16 protein-coding genes and 1 pseudogene are annotated in these 15705 nt (G+C 66.1%); 11 read left to right on the top strand and 6 right to left on the bottom strand.

The window, feature by feature from the left end:
• Nucleotides 1-12: 12 nt before the first annotated feature.
• Entirely contained in the window at nt 13-654 is a 642-nt protein-coding gene (locus J9885_RS16770) for a class I SAM-dependent methyltransferase (protein ID WP_210550120.1), read from the bottom strand.
• Nucleotides 655-836: 182 nt separating this feature from the next.
• Here J9885_RS16770 and J9885_RS16765 point away from each other — a divergent pair, with 182 nt between their 5' ends.
• From J9885_RS16765 to J9885_RS16735, 7 genes are all read left to right on the top strand, one after another.
• Nucleotides 837-1496 carry a thermostable hemolysin gene (locus J9885_RS16765; RefSeq protein ID WP_210550119.1) on the top strand — a complete coding sequence of 220 codons (660 nt, stop codon included), beginning with the start codon at nt 837-839 and terminating at the stop codon, nt 1494-1496.
• The gene (locus tag J9885_RS16760; protein ID WP_210550118.1) at nt 1493-2974 is read left to right on the top strand and encodes an AMP-dependent synthetase/ligase; all 1482 of its coding nucleotides are present in this window, start codon (nt 1493-1495) and stop codon (nt 2972-2974) included. The genes J9885_RS16765 and J9885_RS16760 overlap by 4 nt, the downstream gene beginning before the upstream one ends.
• Nucleotides 2971-3627 (top strand): iron-containing redox enzyme family protein, encoded by a 657-nt coding sequence (locus J9885_RS16755; RefSeq protein WP_210550117.1) that lies wholly within the window; start codon nt 2971-2973, stop codon nt 3625-3627. The genes J9885_RS16760 and J9885_RS16755 overlap by 4 nt, the downstream gene beginning before the upstream one ends.
• A complete protein-coding gene (locus J9885_RS16750; RefSeq protein ID WP_043762157.1) occupies nt 3624-4466 on the top strand; it encodes an SDR family oxidoreductase in 843 nt (280 codons plus the stop codon). Before J9885_RS16755 ends, J9885_RS16750 begins: the two co-directional genes overlap by 4 nt.
• Before the next feature lies 1 nt (nt 4467).
• A complete protein-coding gene (locus tag J9885_RS16745; protein ID WP_210550116.1) occupies nt 4468-5115 on the top strand; it encodes a tetratricopeptide repeat protein in 648 nt (215 codons plus the stop codon).
• Between the two features lie 82 nt (nt 5116-5197).
• On the top strand, nt 5198-5890 hold the full coding sequence (locus tag J9885_RS16740; RefSeq protein WP_043762160.1) for a response regulator: 693 nt from the start codon (nt 5198-5200) through the stop codon (nt 5888-5890).
• The gene (locus tag J9885_RS16735) at nt 5887-7329 is read left to right on the top strand and encodes an ATP-binding protein (protein WP_210550115.1); all 1443 of its coding nucleotides are present in this window, start codon (nt 5887-5889) and stop codon (nt 7327-7329) included. Before J9885_RS16740 ends, J9885_RS16735 begins: the two co-directional genes overlap by 4 nt.
• Before the next feature lie 65 nt (nt 7330-7394).
• On the opposite strand, the gene J9885_RS16730 is transcribed toward J9885_RS16735, so the two are convergent.
• A complete protein-coding gene (locus J9885_RS16730; RefSeq protein ID WP_246876998.1) occupies nt 7395-7886 on the bottom strand; it encodes a RimK/LysX family protein in 492 nt (163 codons plus the stop codon).
• 379 nt (nt 7887-8265) lie between these two features.
• Between J9885_RS16730 and J9885_RS16725 the strand changes: the two genes are divergently transcribed.
• The 3 genes from J9885_RS16725 to efp all read left to right on the top strand — a co-directional run bounded on the left by J9885_RS16725 (nt 8266) and on the right by efp (nt 11181).
• Nucleotides 8266-9309: a GMP reductase gene (locus J9885_RS16725; protein ID WP_134695393.1), complete on the top strand. Its 1044-nt coding sequence runs from the start codon at nt 8266-8268 to the stop codon at nt 9307-9309.
• A gap of 81 nt (nt 9310-9390) precedes the next feature.
• Nucleotides 9391-10569, top strand: coding sequence for an elongation factor P maturation arginine rhamnosyltransferase EarP (gene earP, locus J9885_RS16720; protein WP_210550114.1), 1179 nt, complete (start codon nt 9391-9393; stop codon nt 10567-10569).
• Nucleotides 10570-10614: 45 nt separating this feature from the next.
• A complete protein-coding gene (efp, locus tag J9885_RS16715; RefSeq protein ID WP_010673788.1) occupies nt 10615-11181 on the top strand; it encodes an elongation factor P in 567 nt (188 codons plus the stop codon).
• 94 nt (nt 11182-11275) lie between these two features.
• On the opposite strand, the gene J9885_RS16710 is transcribed toward efp, so the two are convergent.
• The 4 genes and pseudogenes from J9885_RS16710 to J9885_RS16695 form a co-directional block, all read right to left on the bottom strand.
• Complete coding sequence (locus J9885_RS16710) at nt 11276-11947, bottom strand: methionine ABC transporter permease (RefSeq protein WP_210550113.1); 672 nt, start codon at nt 11945-11947, stop codon at nt 11276-11278.
• A 107-nt stretch (nt 11948-12054) separates the two neighbouring features.
• Nucleotides 12055-12723, bottom strand: a pseudogene (locus J9885_RS16705) (ATP-binding cassette domain-containing protein); the annotation flags it as partial.
• Nucleotides 12720-13535 (bottom strand): MetQ/NlpA family ABC transporter substrate-binding protein, encoded by an 816-nt coding sequence (locus J9885_RS16700; RefSeq protein ID WP_210550111.1) that lies wholly within the window; start codon nt 13533-13535, stop codon nt 12720-12722. The pseudogene J9885_RS16705 and the gene J9885_RS16700, both read right to left, overlap by 4 nt.
• Before the next feature lie 22 nt (nt 13536-13557).
• Nucleotides 13558-14595: an isopenicillin N synthase family oxygenase gene (locus tag J9885_RS16695; protein ID WP_210550110.1), complete on the bottom strand. Its 1038-nt coding sequence runs from the start codon at nt 14593-14595 to the stop codon at nt 13558-13560.
• 335 nt (nt 14596-14930) lie between these two features.
• Between J9885_RS16695 and J9885_RS16690 the strand changes: the two genes are divergently transcribed.
• Nucleotides 14931-15701, top strand: a complete 771-nt coding sequence (locus J9885_RS16690) for a DUF3530 family protein (protein ID WP_210550109.1) — start codon at nt 14931-14933, stop codon at nt 15699-15701.
• The last annotated feature ends 4 nt before the right edge of the window (nt 15702-15705 follow it).

Genomic DNA, 15705 nt, shown 5'->3' with positions numbered 1-15705 from the left:
AAAACGCCCCGCTCAGGGTTTGGTGAAGACCGCCACATCGGCATGGGGAAATTCGACTTCTGCTTGCCAGCACGCGGCCAGGGCGCGAAACGACGCCTCGGCAAAGAAGACTATGTGGGTCGGGTCGTGGCGGTAGCGCCAGGTCTTGAAGCGCTCGTCCCCGAGCACCCGCTGGGTCTGCAAGACCAGCACGCCGCCGGGGTGGAGGCGGGCCCAGAGCCCGTCCAGTACGGTGCGTGGCTCGGCCAGGTGCTCCACCACCTCGGTGCTGGTGATAAAGTCATACTGTCTCGTCAGCAGCTCGGGCTCATCGGCATAGAACTTGTCGTAGCCCGCCATCTCATAGCCCGCCTCCCGCCCCATGGCGACCAGCGCCGGGCCCGGGCCGCAGCCAAAGTCGAGGCCGCTGGCCGGGGGCGATACCCGCGCCAACACCTCCCCGAACGCGCGCATCAGAAAGCGCCGATAACCGGGATCGTCCACCCGGTTGTCGTGCCCGTCATAGACCGCCTTTTCGGCCACCTCGTCCAGGTGGTCCGCCTCGTCCAGCCAGACCAGCTCGCACGCCAGACACCGGTGATAGCCCTTGCCTGCCACCGGCAGGGGGTAGTGTTGGCTGGATGAACAGAGGGGACAGCGAACTGGGGATGACATGGGGACTCCTCGGGTGGCGACAGCGGGGCAGAGTGCCTGCCACGCCCGCCGCTGGCAACTGTTTTGTCTGTCTGCCCATGGTCGGCGCGGCCCCCTCTCCCGTTCGCCTCTTTTTTCATGCCTTAAGGGTTTCTTAAGTTTGCCCTTTTACTCTCAACCCATCACAAAAGAAGGAGCCAACCATGACCACAGAGATCCAAGCCCCCTACAGGTTGATCCTGGCCGAGTCCCCGCAGCAGGTCATGGCGCTGCAGACCTATATCCAGTCGGCCTACACCCTGGAGTTCAACGCCCGCATTCCCCACTTTCTCCCCTGCCTGCTCGGGCTCTACCGGGCCGACGGCCTGCTGGTCGGAGCCTGTGGGCTCAAGCTGGCCAGCGGTGAGCGCCTCTATCTGGAACAGTATCTGGAGCAACCCGTGGAGGCCGCCATCGAGACCTGCCTCGGGGTGCGCCCGGCCCGCAACCGCATCATAGAGGTGGGCAACTTTGCCTGCAGCCAGCCGGGCAATGCCCGCCTGATGTTCGCCGCCCTCTGCCGGCTGCTGTGCGACAACGCCCTCGACTACGTGGTGTTCACCGGCACCGCCAAACTGCGCAACAGCTTTGCCCGTCTGCGCCTCAACCCGGTGGAGCTGGCCCCCGCCCAGGCCCACCAGGTGGGGGACGACGCCAGCGCCTGGGGGGAATACTACCGCTGCCAACCCAGGGTGATGGTGGGCGACATCAATCAGGGACGCGAGGTGCTGGCCCAGAGCAGCCTGCTGCTCAACCTGCTGGAAACCATGCCCACCCTGTTCAGCCAGCACTGTCTCGACCATCACATGAGGTGCGCTCAATGAGCCTGTTCGACGCCATCGCCCGCCACGCCAGCCAGACGCCGCACCAGCCGGCCCTGCAAGGCAGCCAGGGGGCGCTGGACTACCAGACCCTGTGGCAGCAGATCCAGCAGCTGGCCGACCGCCTGCAGCAGGCCGGCATTGAACGCCTGGCCCTGCACCTCGACAACGGCCTGCCCTGGGCGCTGCTCGATCTGGCCTGCACCCGGGCGGGCATCGTCGTCATCCCGGTGCCCCACTTCTTCAGCCCGGTCCAGCAATCCTGGCTGCTGGAGAGCAGCGGCGCCGATGCCCTGGTGGGCCCCAAGCACGAGGGCTGGCAGGCCGCCGCCCCCCTGCAACTGTTGACGGGCACTCCGGCTGCCCAGGCGCTCCCCCTGTGGCGGCGCACCCCGGCCAGACGCCCGGCACTGCCCGACGGCACCGCCAAGATCACCTATACCTCCGGCACCACGGGCCAGCCCAAGGGGGTCTGCCTCTCCCTGGCACAGGTGACTGCCGTCTGCACCTCCCTGGCAGAGCGGGTCGCCCCGGCCCGGGTTGAGCAGCACCTGACCCTGCTGCCGCTGGCCACCCTGCTGGAGAATCTGACCGGCCTCTATGTGCCGCTGCTGACCGGCGCCTGCAGCCGCATTCCTTCGCTGGCGGAGCTCGGCTTCTCCGGCTCCAGCGCCCTGGACCCGGCCACCCTGGCCCAGGCCCTGCTGCGCTGGCCCAGCCACAGCCTGGTGCTGGTGCCCGAACTGCTGCGCCTGCTGCTGGCCCTGTGCCGCACCACCCCGGCCCTGACCGAGCCACTCAAGGGGCTGCGCTTCGTCGCCGTCGGCGGGGGCAAGGTCGCCCCCGAGCTCATCGCCCACGCCCGCTCGCTGGGTCTGCCGGTCTACGAGGGCTATGGCCTGTCGGAGTGCGGCTCCGTCGTGGCCCTCAACGGCCCGCTGGGGGATAGCCCCGGCAGCGTCGGCCTGCCCCTGCCCCACTGTCAGGTAGCGATCGCCGCCAATGGCGAGGTCCTAGTGAGTGGCAGCGCTATGCTGGGCTATCTGGGGGAAGAGGCCCCCCTCGCCGGAACCATCGCCACCGGGGATCTGGGCCATCTGGATGCCGAGGGCTTCCTGCACATCACCGGGCGCAAGAAGAACGTGCAGATCACCGCCTTTGGCCGCAACTTCTCGCCGGAGTGGGTGGAGGCCCAGGCCCAGCTCTGTCCGGCCATCGCCCGCATTGTGGTCTTCGGCGACGGCCAGCCCGCCAACGTGGCCCTGATCCAGCCGCTCCCGGGCACCCAGTCCCAGTTGCCGGAACAGATAGCCAGGATCAACCAGCAACTGCCCGACTACGCCCGCATCCATCACTGGTTGCCGGTGGCCCTGGATCAACACCCCGGCCTGCTGACCGCCAACGGGCGCCCCCGTCGCAACGAGATTTATCAGCACTTTTCCCGGCAGATACGCCAATGCCTCACAGGAGAAACCTCATGAGCTTCTACCAGACCCTGCAACAGGCCACCGCCACCGAGCGCGAACGCCTGTTCAACGCCCCCATCATCGAGGCCTGTCGCCGCGGCGACATTCATCGCGACACCTACCTTGCCTTCCTCGCACAGGCCTATTACCACGTGCGCCACACGGTGCCGCTCCTGATGGCGACCGGCGGCAAGCTGGGCCAGGATTACGAGTGGGTGCGCGGCGCCATCCGGGAGTACATCGACGAGGAGTACGGCCATCAGGAGTGGATCCTCAATGACATCCGCGCCTGTGGCGGCGATGCCGAGGCGGTGCGCCACGGCCAGCCCGACCTGCCCATCGAGCTGATGGTGGCCTTCCTCTACGACCAGATCCAGCGCGGCAATCCCATGGGCTTCTTCGGCATGGTCCAGGTGCTGGAAGGCACCAGCGTCGCCATCGCCCTGACCGTCGCAGACCAGCTCAAGAGCGGCCTCGGCCTGCCCCCCCAGGCCATGAGCTACCTGAGCTCCCACGGCGCCCTGGATCAGGAGCATCTCCAGTTCTTCGAGTCCCTGATGGACCGGGTGGAGAACCCCGCCGACCAGACCGCCATCATTCACGCCGCCAAGGTGGTCTACCGCCTCTACGGCGACATGCTCTATCAGCTCACGGGATCCGCTCAATGAAGTTAGAAGGGAAACGCATACTGCTCACCGGTGCCAGCGGCGGCATCGGTGAAGCCCTGGCCATGGAGCTGGCAACCCAGGGCGCTCACCTGCTGCTGCACGGGCGCCGGGCGGGCGCGCTGGAGCGCCTGCGCAAGGAGCTGCCCCACCCGGAGCGCCACCAGACGGTGAGCGCCGATCTCGGCTCGCCCCAGGAGCGTGCCCGGTTGCTGCAACACCCGGCCCTGGACGAGGGGCTGGACGTGCTGATCAACAGCGCGGGCTGCAACCAGTTCGCCTGGCTGGAAGATCAGAGCGGCGAGCAGGTGACGCGCCAGGTGCTGCTCAACATAGAAGCGCCCATCCAGCTCACCCGCGCCCTGCTGCCAAGGCTGCGCAAGCCCGCCATCATCATGAACGTGGGTTCCAGCCTCGGGGCCATCGGCTTTGCCGGCTACAGCGTCTATTGCGCCAGCAAGTTCGCCCTGCGCGGCTTCAGCGAGGCGCTGGGACGGGAGCTGGAAGGGAGCGGCATCAAGGTGATCCACTTCGCCCCCCGTGCCACCCGCACCCTGCTCAACTCCGAGGCGGCCTACGCCATGAATGCCGAGCTCGGCACCCACACCGACAGCCCCCAGGACGTGGCCGAGGAGGCCGTTATCGCCCTGTGCAACGAGACGCGACGCTACTGGCTCGGCTGGCCGGAAAAGCTGTTCGTGCGCCTCAACGCCCTGCTGCCCGCCGTGGTGGATCTGGCGCTGGCCAGGCAGCTCCCCATCATAGAACGCCATGCCCGCCGCTCCCACGCCCTGGGTCACCCTCCCCACGGCTCCTCCGCTACGAACGAGAAGGAACATTGAGATGAAACACGCCACATTCCGTCCCAGCGTCGCCCACGGCCTCCTGCTGCTCACTCTGGGAGGTACGCTGGTCAGCCCCCTGGCCCGGGCCGCCGATGCCCTGCCCGCCATCCAGCAGCAATGGGCCCACTGCCAGTACCAGCAGACCGGCAAGGCCAAGGAGAGCTGCCTGGAGACCCTGAGTGCAAAGGCCGATGAGGCGAGTGCCAAGGAGGCGTTTCGTACCGATCTGCTGATCTGGTCCGCCATCGTCAAGAGCACCTGGGCTGGTGCCAAGGGCGGGCTGGGGGCACTGAGTCTGGTGAAGGAGGCCAAGGCCAGGCTGGAGATCGCCATCAAGCAGGATCCCAAGGCGCTGGACGGCTCGGCCTACACCAGCCTGGGTTCGCTCTATTACCAGGTGCCGGGCTGGCCGGTAGGCTTTGGCGATGACGAGAAGGCGGAGCAACTGCTCAAGCAGGCGCTCGCCATCAACCCCACTGGCATCGACCCCAACTTCTTCTACGGCGACTTCCTGCTGGATCAGGGGGACAAGGCCCAGGCGAAGGTCTACCTGGACAAGGCCCTGGCCGCCCCTGCCCGCCCGGGGCGCGAGCTGGCGGACGAGGGCCGCAGACAGGAGATCCGCGAGCGTCTCGCCAAGCTGTAAACACAGGCAGCACAGTGCGCTATTTAAACTCTGCCCACCAGCTTGCATACTGGTGGGCAGTGCCGTTTGAGGGGAGAAGAGAATGCGGATCCTGTTGGTGGAAGATGATGTGATGCTGGGGGACGGCATGGTGGATGCCCTGCGCAGCAGCGGCTACACGGTGGACTGGCTGCAGCAGGGACTGCCCGCCCTGTCGGCGCTCAAGAGCGAGGAGTTCGCCGCCCTCATTCTGGACCTCAACCTGCCCGACATCGACGGCATCAGCCTGCTGCGCAAGCTGCGCCGGGAAGGGCAGAGTCTGCCGGTGCTCATCCTCACCGCCCGGGATGCCCTGGACGACCGGGTATTGGGGCTGGACGCGGGCTCCGACGACTACATGGTCAAGCCCTTCGCCCTGCAGGAGCTCAACGCCCGCCTGCGCGCCCTGGTGCGCCGCAGCAAAGGGCAGGCCCAGGCGGTGCTGGAGTACGGGGAGCTGCAGCTCTACCCGGCCTCCCAGCAGGTCACCTACCGGGGCGAGCCGGTCAGGCTCACGCCCCACGAGTACAAGCTGCTGCAGGAGCTCATCACCCAGAGCGGCCGGGTGCTCAGCCGCGACCAGCTGCAGCAGAGCCTCTACGGCTGGGACGAGGGGGCCGAGAGCAATGCGGTGGAGGTGCACATCCACCACCTGCGCAAGAAGTTTTTCCCCGAGCTCATCCGCAACATCCGCGGGGTCGGCTACATAGTGCCCCAGCTCGACAGCCAGGCTGGCAAGGGAGCCCTGGCACCATGAGTCGCGTCCGCTCCATCCGCCGCTTCCTGCTCTCCGGCATCCTGGCCCTGGTCAGCGTCAGCCTCGCCGTCAGCGGCCTCATCGGCTATCTGGAGGCCAACCACGAGATGGAGGAGCTGTTCGATGCCCGCCTGGCCCAGTCCGCCCGCATCACCAACCAGCTGCTCAACCGCTATCTGCAGCAGAGCGGCGATCTGCCGAGCAACGGCGCCATCTACCAGGAGTGGGAGCAGGCCGAGCCGAACGCGCCCCACCAGGAGCCGAGCGGATTCGGCCAGATCGGGGAGGACAACGAGTTCACCCCCTATGGCCACGAGTTCGAGCGCAACCTCACCTTCCAGATGACGGATGAGGAGGGCAACATACTGCTGCGCTCCCCCAGCGCCCCGCGCCAGCTGTTCAGCAAACCGGAGCTGGGCTTTGGCGCCGTGCACCGCGACGGCCACGACTGGCGCACCTTCACCCTCTACAACAAGGACGAGCAGACCTGGCTCATCGTGGCGGAGCGGGACGACGAGCGGGGGGAGCTGGCGAGCAAGATGGCCACCCTCACCATGCTGCCGCTCTTCATCACCCTGCCCTTCCTGCTCGGCCTGCTGTGGTGGCTGATCACCCGTGGCCTGGCCCCGCTGCACCAGCTTGCCCAGGCCATCGGCGAGCGCCACCCCGCCAACCTGAGCCCCCTCAACCTGGCCATCAAGGCCGAGGAGCTGACGCCCCTGGTGGGGGAGATCAACCGGCTGATGCACGCCCTGGCGGACACCCTTGAGCGGGAGAAACAGTTCACCAACGAGGCGGCCCACGAGCTGCGCACCCCGCTGGCGGTGCTGCGCATCCACAGCGAGAATGCCATGGCGGCCGAAGACGAGGCGAGCCGCGAACAGGCGCTGCGCAAGATGCTCCTGGCCCTGGATCGCAGCGATCGCCTGATCCGCCAGCTGCTGACCCAGGCCCGCATCGACAACCAGCAGACGCCGGCGCTCACCGCCCTCCCCCTGCTCCCCCTGCTGCAGGGCACCCTGGCCACCCTGGCCCCCATCGCCCTGAAGAAGGATCAGCAGCTCTCCCTGGAGGGGGGCGAGCATCTGCAGGTGATGGGGCAGGCCATGCTGCTGGACCTGATGTTCGGCAACCTCATCGACAATGCGCTGCGCTACACCCAGGCGGGTGGCGAGATCGCCGTGATGGTCAGCCAGGAGGGCAACCGGGTCCGGGTGGATGTGCGGGACAACGGCCCCGGCATCCCCACCGCCGCCCTGTCGCGACTGTGCGAGCGCTTCTTCCGGGTCAACCCCCAGCAGGGGGACGGCGTGGGGCTCGGCATGGCCATCGTCTCGCGCATCGCCCAGCTGCACGGAGCGGATCTCGACATCCACAACCGGCCGCAGGGGGGGCTGGAGGTGAGCGTGCTGCTGCCCGCCCCGCCACGTTCGGCATGAGGGTTGGCGAGCCCGCCGCTCAGCCATGAAAAACGGGGGCCTGGCCCCCGTTTTTTCTCCGCCCCTCAGCGGCAGCTGGGCTGTACCGTGAAGGTACGCCTCGCATCCACCGGCCCCAGTTCGGCCAGCAGACGGCGGCCAATCAGCACGGGATAGATCATCTTGCTGCGATCCCGCAGGGTGAACCACTCCTCATAGACCTTGTCGCCGACGCAGATGCTCATGGTCACCGTGGGGCGTTGTTCCATGCCGCCCGCCCCCCGCACCGTGACGCTGCGCTCCACCGGCCGCTCCAGGGTCTGACGCACCACCTTGTCGGTATTGGCGTCGGTCAGCTCCAGGTTGAAGCGCACCCAGGGCTTGCCGTCGCGCCTGAAGTGCCGCAGATCCCGGGCATCCAGAGAGGATGTGAGGGCGCCGGTATCCAGCTTCATCTTGACCGCCACCCCGGAGGGCATGAGCAGCCCCTTTTCGATCCAGCCGTAGCTGGCCGGCGCCGCCATCGCGCTGCCGCACAACGCCAGCAACATGGCCGCGCCCACCATCGTCTTGCCCATCTCGCTCTCTCGCCTTGTGTAACCTGGGCCCAGATCTATCACAGCCGCCCGGCGGGTCAACCGGATTCTCGGCCCCCGGCGAGCAGCCCATGGCGATCCCGCCAGCAGGCGACAATCCGTGCCGGCAGCGCAAGGGAAGAAGCGACAAAAGGGGGGAAAACGGGGGGAGAAAAAGGTGCTGGATGACACTGTCTGCCATCCTCAGGTTGTGACGCCAAAGGCTACCACAGCGGGACACGAATTATCAGTCTTGTTCTGGCGGGATTTTTGCCTACACTGCTGTAAACCGGAGGCCCTGAAAACCCCCGGTTTTTTTGTGCCTGCCGAAAATCTGCCACTGCAAAAGTGACGTTCAACAAGGCTCAATAAGGAATTCGTAATGCGTATCGAAGAAGACTTGAAGCTGGGTTTCAAGGATGTCCTGTTTCGCCCCAAGCGCTCTACTCTCAAGAGCCGTTCCCAAGTCAGCCTGACCCGCCAGTTCACCTTCAAGCACACCCAGACCCAGTGGCAGGGCGTGCCCGTCATCGCCGCCAACATGGACACCGTCGGCAGCTTCGCCATGGCCCGTGCCCTGGCCGGCTTCGAGATGATGACGGCGGTACACAAGCACTACAGCCTCGCGCAGTGGCAAACCTTCGTCGATGAGACTGACCCGGCCGTGCTGGGCCACGTAATGGTATCGACCGGCACCTCGGACGAGGACTTCGTCAAGACCCGCCAGATCCTCGCCATGTCCGAGGCGCTGCGTTTCATCTGCGTGGACGTGGCCAACGGCTACTCCCAGCACTTCGTCGAATTCCTGCGCAAGATCCGCGAGGCCTGCCCTAACCACGTCATCCTGGCGGGCAACGTGGTGACCGGCGAGATGGTGGAGGAGCTGATCCTCTCCGGCGCCGACATCGTCAAGGTGGGCATAGGCCCGGGCTCGGTCTGCACCACCCGGGTCAAGACCGGCGTCGGCTATCCCCAGCTCTCCGCCATCATCGAGTGTGCCGATGCGGCCCACGGCCTCGGTGGCCAGATCGTCGGCGACGGCGGCTGCACCTGCCCGGGTGACGTGGCCAAGGCCTTCGGCGGCGGCGCTGACTTCGTGATGCTGGGGGGCATGCTGGCCGCCCACGAGGAGTGCGGCGGCGAGATCGTCGACGTGGATGGCGCCCCCTTCATGAAGTTCTACGGCATGAGCTCGTCCAGCGCCATGGACAAGCACGCCGGCGGCGTCGCCGAGTACCGCGCCTCCGAGGGCAAGACGGTGCTGCTCCCCTATCGCGGCCCGGTGGAAAACGCCGTGCGCGACATCCTGGGGGGCGTGCGCTCCACCTGCACCTACGTCGGTGCCAGCCAGCTCAAGGAACTCACCAAGCGCACCACCTTTATCCGGGTGCGCGAGCAGGAGAACAACGTCTACGGCAAGGAGTGATCCGCCCGCCTGACGGTTAGAAGCCAAGTCACCGGTGTGCTACCCTGCGCACCGGTTTTTTTGCATCTGGGATCCCGCGCCATGACAAGCCCTCTCCCCCCGTTCGACTGGGATATCTTCTGCGCCGTGGTGGACAACTTCGGCGACATCGGCGTCACCTGGCGGCTCGCCCGCCAGTTGCAGCAGGAGGGCGGGGGCACCGGCGTGCGGCTCTGGGTGGACGATCTGGCGAGCTTCGCCCGCATCTGCCCGGGCCTGGACCCCGCCCTGGACGGCCAGTGGCAACAGGGGGTCTATGTCCAGCGCTGGCACGACGACCTGCCCCCGGAGGCCATCCCGGCCCGGGTGGTGATCGAGGCGTTCGCCTGCACGCTGCCCCCCTCCTTCATCCAGCGCATGGCGGCGCAGAGCCCTGCCCCCTGCTGGATCAACCTGGAGTACCTCTCCGCCGAAGCCTGGGTCGAGGATTGCCACGGTCTCGCCTCCCCCCAGCGGGTGGGCAACCGCAGCCTCGACAAGTACTTCTTCTTCCCGGGCTTCACGCAGAAAACGGGCGGCCTGTTGTGCGAGCGGGGGCTTATCGCCGAGCGGGAGCGCTGGCAGCAGGACGAGGCGGGGCTCGATGTTTACTGGGCGAGTCTGGGCTTGCCACCCAGGCAAGAAAATGAACTGAGAGTCAGCCTCTTTACCTACGAGAGCGCGGCGCTCAGAAGTCTGGTAGCGAGCTGGAGCCAGGGCGCCACACCGGTCACCCTGCTGCTGCCGCTCGGCCGCTCCCTCAACGACGTGCTCACCGGCGCCGGGCTGGCTGACGCCATCCCCACCGCCCGGGCGGGAGACCTGCTGCGCTCGGGCAGCCTCGCCATCAAGCTGCTGCCGATGACGGATCAGGCTGGCTACGATCGCCTGCTGTGGAGCTGCGACCTCAATCTGGTGCGCGGGGAGGACTCCTTCGTGCGGGCCCAGTGGGCGGCGCGCCCCTTCCTGTGGCACATCTACCCCCAGGATGATGAGGCCCACATCGCCAAGCTGGAGGACTTCCTCGACCACTATCTGGCGGACTTGCCCGCCGAGTGTGGCCAGTGGCTGCGCGACGTCAATCTTGCCCTCAACCATGGGCAGGATGTCGGCGAACTCTGGGCCCAATGGCCGCGATACGGCGCCATCTGGCAGCAACATGGGGGAGCCTGGTCACAGAAGTTGCTTGCCGACGGGGATCTCGTCACGAGGTTGGTGAAATTTTTAGAAAGCCGTATATAATCTGGCAGTTTTTATCCGTCCGTTTCACGAACAGGAATTTTTTACATGAAAACCGCACAGGAAATCCGCGCTGGCAACGTAGTCATGATCGGCACCGAGCCGATGGTGGTCCAGAAGGCTGAATTCAACAAATCCGGCCGTAACTCCGCCGTGGTCAAGATGAAGCTGAAAGGCCTGCTGAACGGCAGCGCCACCGAAACCGTCTTCAAGGCCGACGACAAGCTGGAAGTCGTTCAGCTGGAGCGTAAAGAGTGCACCTACTCCTACTACTCCGACCCGCTGTATGTCTTCATGGACACCGAGTACAACCAGTACGACGTCGAGAAAGACAACCTGGGTGACGCGCTGAACTACCTGGTAGACGGCATGGAAGATCTGTGTGAAGTGACTTTCTACAACGAGAAAGCCATCTCCGTAGAGCTGCCGACCACCATCGTTCGCGAAGTCGAGTACACCGAGCCGGCCGCCCGTGGCGACACCTCTGGTAAAGTGACCAAGCCTGCCCGCCTGAAGGGTACCTCCTACGAGCTGGCCGTTGCCGCCTTCGTGGAGATCGGTGACAAGATCGAAATCGACACCCGTACCGGTGAATTCAAGCGTCGCGTCAACTAAGTTGACCCCTTGATGTCATTGCAAAAAAGCGAGCCTCGGGCTCGCTTTTTTATTGGCTGGCACCTTGCTGGCAGCCTGATGAAGGGAGGTGCCCCTAGCGGCGGTGGGCCAGTGCCCGCACCACCCGATCCCCCACTCCCTGCACCAGCTGCACCAACAGCAGCAGAATGACGACGGTCCCCGCCATCACCTGATCGTCGAAGCGCTGATACCCGTAGCGAATGGCCAGATCCCCAAGCCCCCCACCACCGATCACCCCCGCCATGGAGGAGAAGCCGATCAGCATCACCACCGTCAGGGTCAGCCCGGCCAGCAGGGCTGGCAGCGCCTCGGGCAGCAACGCCTTGGCCACCACGTGCCAGCCGCTTCCCCCCATGACGAGCACCGCTTCGACACGCCCCTTGTCCACTTCATCGAGGGCATTTTCCACCACCCTGGCAAAGAAGGGAAAGGCCCCCAGGGTGATGGGCACGATCGCCGCCGTGCTGCCAAGGGTGGTACCGACCAGCAGCCGGGTCAGGGGGATCAGCGCGATCAAGAGCACCACGAAGGGGAGCGAGCGCCCGATGTTGATAAACAGCCCCAGCACCATGTTGACGCGGGGCAGCGGCAGCACGCCCTCCTTGCGGGTCACCACCAGCAGTACTCCGATCGGCAACCCCAGCAACAGGGTGAAGAGAGCCGCCACCCCGACCATATAGAGCGTCTCGACAGTCCCCTGATACATCAGGTCGAGCAGGGCATCCAGGTTCAGGCGACTCTGCATAGACGCGCCTCCTCCACCCCGTGACGCAGCAAGAAGCGGCGCTGGGCCTCGGGATCCGGCAGCAGGGCCTGCCGCACGCGAGAGCCGGGATCCGCCAGCAGGGTGCCCAGGGCCCCGCTCTCGACCAGCACGCCCCGCTCGAGCAGCGCCGCGTGATCGCAGATGGCCTTGACCACGTCCAGCTCGTGGGTGATGAGCACTATGGTGAGCCCGAGCCGACGGTTGATGTCGGCAAGCAGTGCCAGCACCGACTCCGTGGTCTCCGGGTCCAGCGCGCTGGTCGCCTCGTCACACAGCAGGTGGGACGGGTTGCCGGCCAGAGCGCGGGCGATGCCGACCCGCTGTTTCTGCCCGCCCGAGAGCCGGGAGGGGAAGGCGAGCGCGTGCTCCGAGAGCCCCACCAATTCGAGCAGCTCGGCGACCCTGGCTGACCGCTCGCGGCGCGCCACCCCGGCGATCTCCAGCGGCACAGCCACATTGTCTGCCACGTTGCGGGCATGCAACAGGTTGAAATGCTGAAAGATCATGCCGCAAGCCTGGCGATGGCGGCGCAGGGCCGCCCCCTCCAATGCCGTGATGTCGCGCCCGTCCACCAGAATGCGGCCGCTGGTCGGCCGCTCCAGCAGATTGAGGCAACGGATGAGGGTGCTCTTGCCCGCCCCGCTGCGCCCGAGGATGCCATAGATGGCCCCGTCCGGGATTGCCAGCGACACCCCGTCCAGGGCTGGCTGCGAGTGCCCGGGGTAGCGCTTGCCCAGCCCCTCGAGCGCTATCATGACTGCTGCCCCGCCACCGGGATCACCGATCCCTTGTAGCTCTTGCGAATGAACTCGGCGATCGCCCTGGACTCCAGCTCCCGCGCCAGCTTGCGGATCCGCGGATCATCCTTGAACGCCGGAGTGGTCACCAGGATGTTGGCGTAAGGGTTATGCTCGGCGCTCTCCAGCCCCAGGGCATCCCGAGCCGGCTCCAGCCCCGCCTCCAGGGCATAGTTGCCATTGATCACCGCCAGATCCACATCGTCCAGCGAACGGGGCAGCTGGGGTGACTCGATCTCCAGGATCTTGAGCTCCCTGGGATTCGTGGCAATGTCTTGCACCGTGGCCAGATCCCGGGCCGGATCCTGATAGCCCGCCTTGAGGGTGATGAGCCCCTTGCTCTGCAACAGGTAGAGCGCCCGGCTCAGGTTGGTGACGTTGTTGGGCAAGGCGATCACCGATTTGGCCGGCACCTCCTCGAGCCGCTTGAACTTCTTCGAATAGATGCCGAGCGGCTCCACATGCACGGTGGCGGCCACCACCAGCTCGGTACCGAGCGCCTTCTCCTGATCCTTGAGGTAGGGAACGTGCTGGAAGTAGTTGGCATCCACATCCCCCGCCACCAGGAGTTCATTGGCATTGATGCCACCGCTGAGCTCGATCACCTGCAGGTCCAGGGTGGGATCCTGGCGTTTCACCTCGCCAAGGATTTCGGCATGGGGCAGGGGATCGGCGGCCACCCGCAGCGCCTGGGCCGCCTGGGAGGAAAAGGAGAGCCCGAGGGCCAGTACCACGCCGGTCAGGGAAAACAGTCGTCTGTTCTGCTTCATCTTGAGATTCCTTTCGATGCAATCAGTAGGCTTCGCCGACCGCCAGCACCCGGGGCGCCGGCAGCAGATCGGCATGATGGCGCCGGGCCACATCCGGGTGGGAACGCAGTCGCCCCTTGAGGTAATTCCACCCCACCTCCCGCAAAAGCGGGTTGTCCGGGTCTGTGGCCGGCCCCCTCGCCTCGCGGGCCAGGGCGTCGGGCAGCGGGTAGACGGGCACCACGGCATCGAGCTGGGCCCCCAGGAAGAAGGCGATGGAATGGCGCTCATGCCCAGGCGCCGACGGCACCACCCGGTGCACGGTCGCCCGCAGGTAACCATTGCTGGCCAACTCCAGCAGCTCACCGATGTTGACGACAAAGGTGCCGGGACGGGGGAGTGCATCGAGCCAGCGCCCGGGCTCCACCTCTACCTGCAGGCCGGGTTGGTCATCCTGCAGCAGGAAGCTCAGGAACCCCGAGTCCTTGTGAGGCCCCACCCCCTGGGTCGCACCGTGCTCACCGGGATAGCGGATCAGCTTGATGTGCTCGTTGGGGCGCTCTCCGTGCAAGGCATCGAAGGCATCCGGCGGCAGCGCGAGCGCCTCGGCAAAGGCGCCGAGCAGGGTGCGGGACATCCGGGTCATCGCCTGCTGCCAGCCCAGCAGCACGGGCTTGAGCTCAGGCAGCCCATCGGGCCACTGATTCGGCCCCTGCAACCGCCACCAGGGCGGATCGCCCGCGGCCAGTGGCAAGGCAGGGCGCTCGGCGCCGATATCGAACTGCTCGCGCCAGTCGGGCTGGCCACGGGTCAGCTCGGCCCCCGGCCGGTTATAGCCTCGAAAGTGGGGGGAATGGATCATGGCAACCTGCTGCTTGGCGGCGGCAGGCAATGCAAAGAAGGCGCGCGACAGCTGCTGCAACTGCCGCTGCAGCTCGGGATCGATGCCGTGGCCGGTCAGGTAGAAGAATCCCACCTCCCGGGCGGCATTGCGCAAGGCGGTCAGAAATTGCGCCCGTTGCCTGGGCGAGGCATCGAGCTGCCCGAGGTCGAGTTCAGGCAAGTGGGTCAAGGTGCTCATGGCGATAGCGCTCCCGGTCGGTGAACAGATGGGTCAAGGTCAGAGCCAGGTCGCTGTAACAGTGGAACAGATACATAGTGTTTCTCCTGATGAGGGGGGTGGCCAGCTGCGGGGGAGCCCCGCCTCTGCATGTCCTTACTGAAACACGTGGGAATGGGATGAGGGAACGATCAAATCCGGCATTGCTTTGCCATATGAAGCCATAGCGCCCCGCCATCAGGCCGCGCTTCCACGAGCCCCGCTCTTGTTATCTCGCGGGAGGTGGCAAGCCCCTTTGCGAAGCTCTCAAGAAAACGCCGCCACAGCCGCTATCAGGGTGTAATGGAGGATTTCCCATGTCGTTTCGCCCCTGCCTACTGCTGACCTTGCTAGCCTTCGCCGCCCACGGCGCCGGGCAGACGCCCCCTTCCTCCCTCCTCGATCTCGCCCCGCCGCCCCCCGCCGACTATTGGCAGAACACGGACTGGCAAGGGGTGCCTGACAGCACCCGAGTCGACAAGCAGCGGGTGCTGTTCGCGAAGCACGACGGCGACAACTACGTGGGGCTCGCGATCCTGCTGCCCGACTGGCAGCGCAGCGGCCAGCTGTGGCAACTGACCCGGGATCTGGGACGTCTCGGGTTCGATACCCTGCTGCTGCTCCCCTCCCCCCGCCAGGCCGAGCTGGACCCGGCTGCCGAAAAGAAACAGCAGGCCATCGACGACTTTCGCAAACAGTTTGCCACCCGCATCAGCGAGATCGGCGACGCCAAGCTGCAGGAGGGTGGCTTCAGGCTGTTGCTGGCACAGGGCACCAGCGCGGCCTGGGCCGCGAACCTCATCGCGAGCGAGCAGCTGCCCGCCCCCGACGCCCTGGTCCTGCTGGACGGTTTCTTCCCCAACCAGCAGAGCAACCAGACCCTTGCCAAGCAGGTAGCCCAGGCCAGCGTGCCCACCCTCGACCTCTACCAGGAGGAGGGCAACCGCTGGCCCCTGCTGGCCGCCGAGGCGCGCAGGCACGAGAGTCGTCGCAGCCACAAGCTCAACTACCGCCCCTATGCCCTGATGGATCTCGAGGAGACCCCCGGACGCATCCAGGGCTGGCTGACCCACCTGGGCTGGATCTGACCCC

Source organism: Aeromonas sp. SrichE-2G, assembly GCF_017939565.1.
GTDB lineage: Bacteria > Pseudomonadota > Gammaproteobacteria > Enterobacterales > Aeromonadaceae > Aeromonas > Aeromonas taiwanensis.
This window is presented reverse-complemented; position numbering and strand designations above follow the sequence as displayed.

Coding starts and splice junctions, on each gene's coding strand:
- J9885_RS16770 (WP_210550120.1), bottom strand. CDS start 654: ATGTCATCCCCAGTTCGCTGTCCCCTCTGTTCATCCAGCCAACACTAC.
- J9885_RS16765 (WP_210550119.1), top strand. CDS start 837: ATGACCACAGAGATCCAAGCCCCCTACAGGTTGATCCTGGCCGAGTCC.
- J9885_RS16760 (WP_210550118.1), top strand. CDS start 1,493: ATGAGCCTGTTCGACGCCATCGCCCGCCACGCCAGCCAGACGCCGCAC.
- J9885_RS16755 (WP_210550117.1), top strand. CDS start 2,971: ATGAGCTTCTACCAGACCCTGCAACAGGCCACCGCCACCGAGCGCGAA.
- J9885_RS16750 (WP_043762157.1), top strand. CDS start 3,624: ATGAAGTTAGAAGGGAAACGCATACTGCTCACCGGTGCCAGCGGCGGC.
- J9885_RS16745 (WP_210550116.1), top strand. CDS start 4,468: ATGAAACACGCCACATTCCGTCCCAGCGTCGCCCACGGCCTCCTGCTG.
- J9885_RS16740 (WP_043762160.1), top strand. CDS start 5,198: ATGCGGATCCTGTTGGTGGAAGATGATGTGATGCTGGGGGACGGCATG.
- J9885_RS16735 (WP_210550115.1), top strand. CDS start 5,887: ATGAGTCGCGTCCGCTCCATCCGCCGCTTCCTGCTCTCCGGCATCCTG.
- J9885_RS16730 (WP_246876998.1), bottom strand. CDS start 7,886: ATGGGCAAGACGATGGTGGGCGCGGCCATGTTGCTGGCGTTGTGCGGC.
- J9885_RS16725 (WP_134695393.1), top strand. CDS start 8,266: ATGCGTATCGAAGAAGACTTGAAGCTGGGTTTCAAGGATGTCCTGTTT.
- earP (WP_210550114.1), top strand. CDS start 9,391: ATGACAAGCCCTCTCCCCCCGTTCGACTGGGATATCTTCTGCGCCGTG.
- efp (WP_010673788.1), top strand. CDS start 10,615: ATGAAAACCGCACAGGAAATCCGCGCTGGCAACGTAGTCATGATCGGC.
- J9885_RS16710 (WP_210550113.1), bottom strand. CDS start 11,947: ATGCAGAGTCGCCTGAACCTGGATGCCCTGCTCGACCTGATGTATCAG.
- J9885_RS16700 (WP_210550111.1), bottom strand. CDS start 13,535: ATGAAGCAGAACAGACGACTGTTTTCCCTGACCGGCGTGGTACTGGCC.
- J9885_RS16695 (WP_210550110.1), bottom strand. CDS start 14,595: ATGAGCACCTTGACCCACTTGCCTGAACTCGACCTCGGGCAGCTCGAT.
- J9885_RS16690 (WP_210550109.1), top strand. CDS start 14,931: ATGTCGTTTCGCCCCTGCCTACTGCTGACCTTGCTAGCCTTCGCCGCC.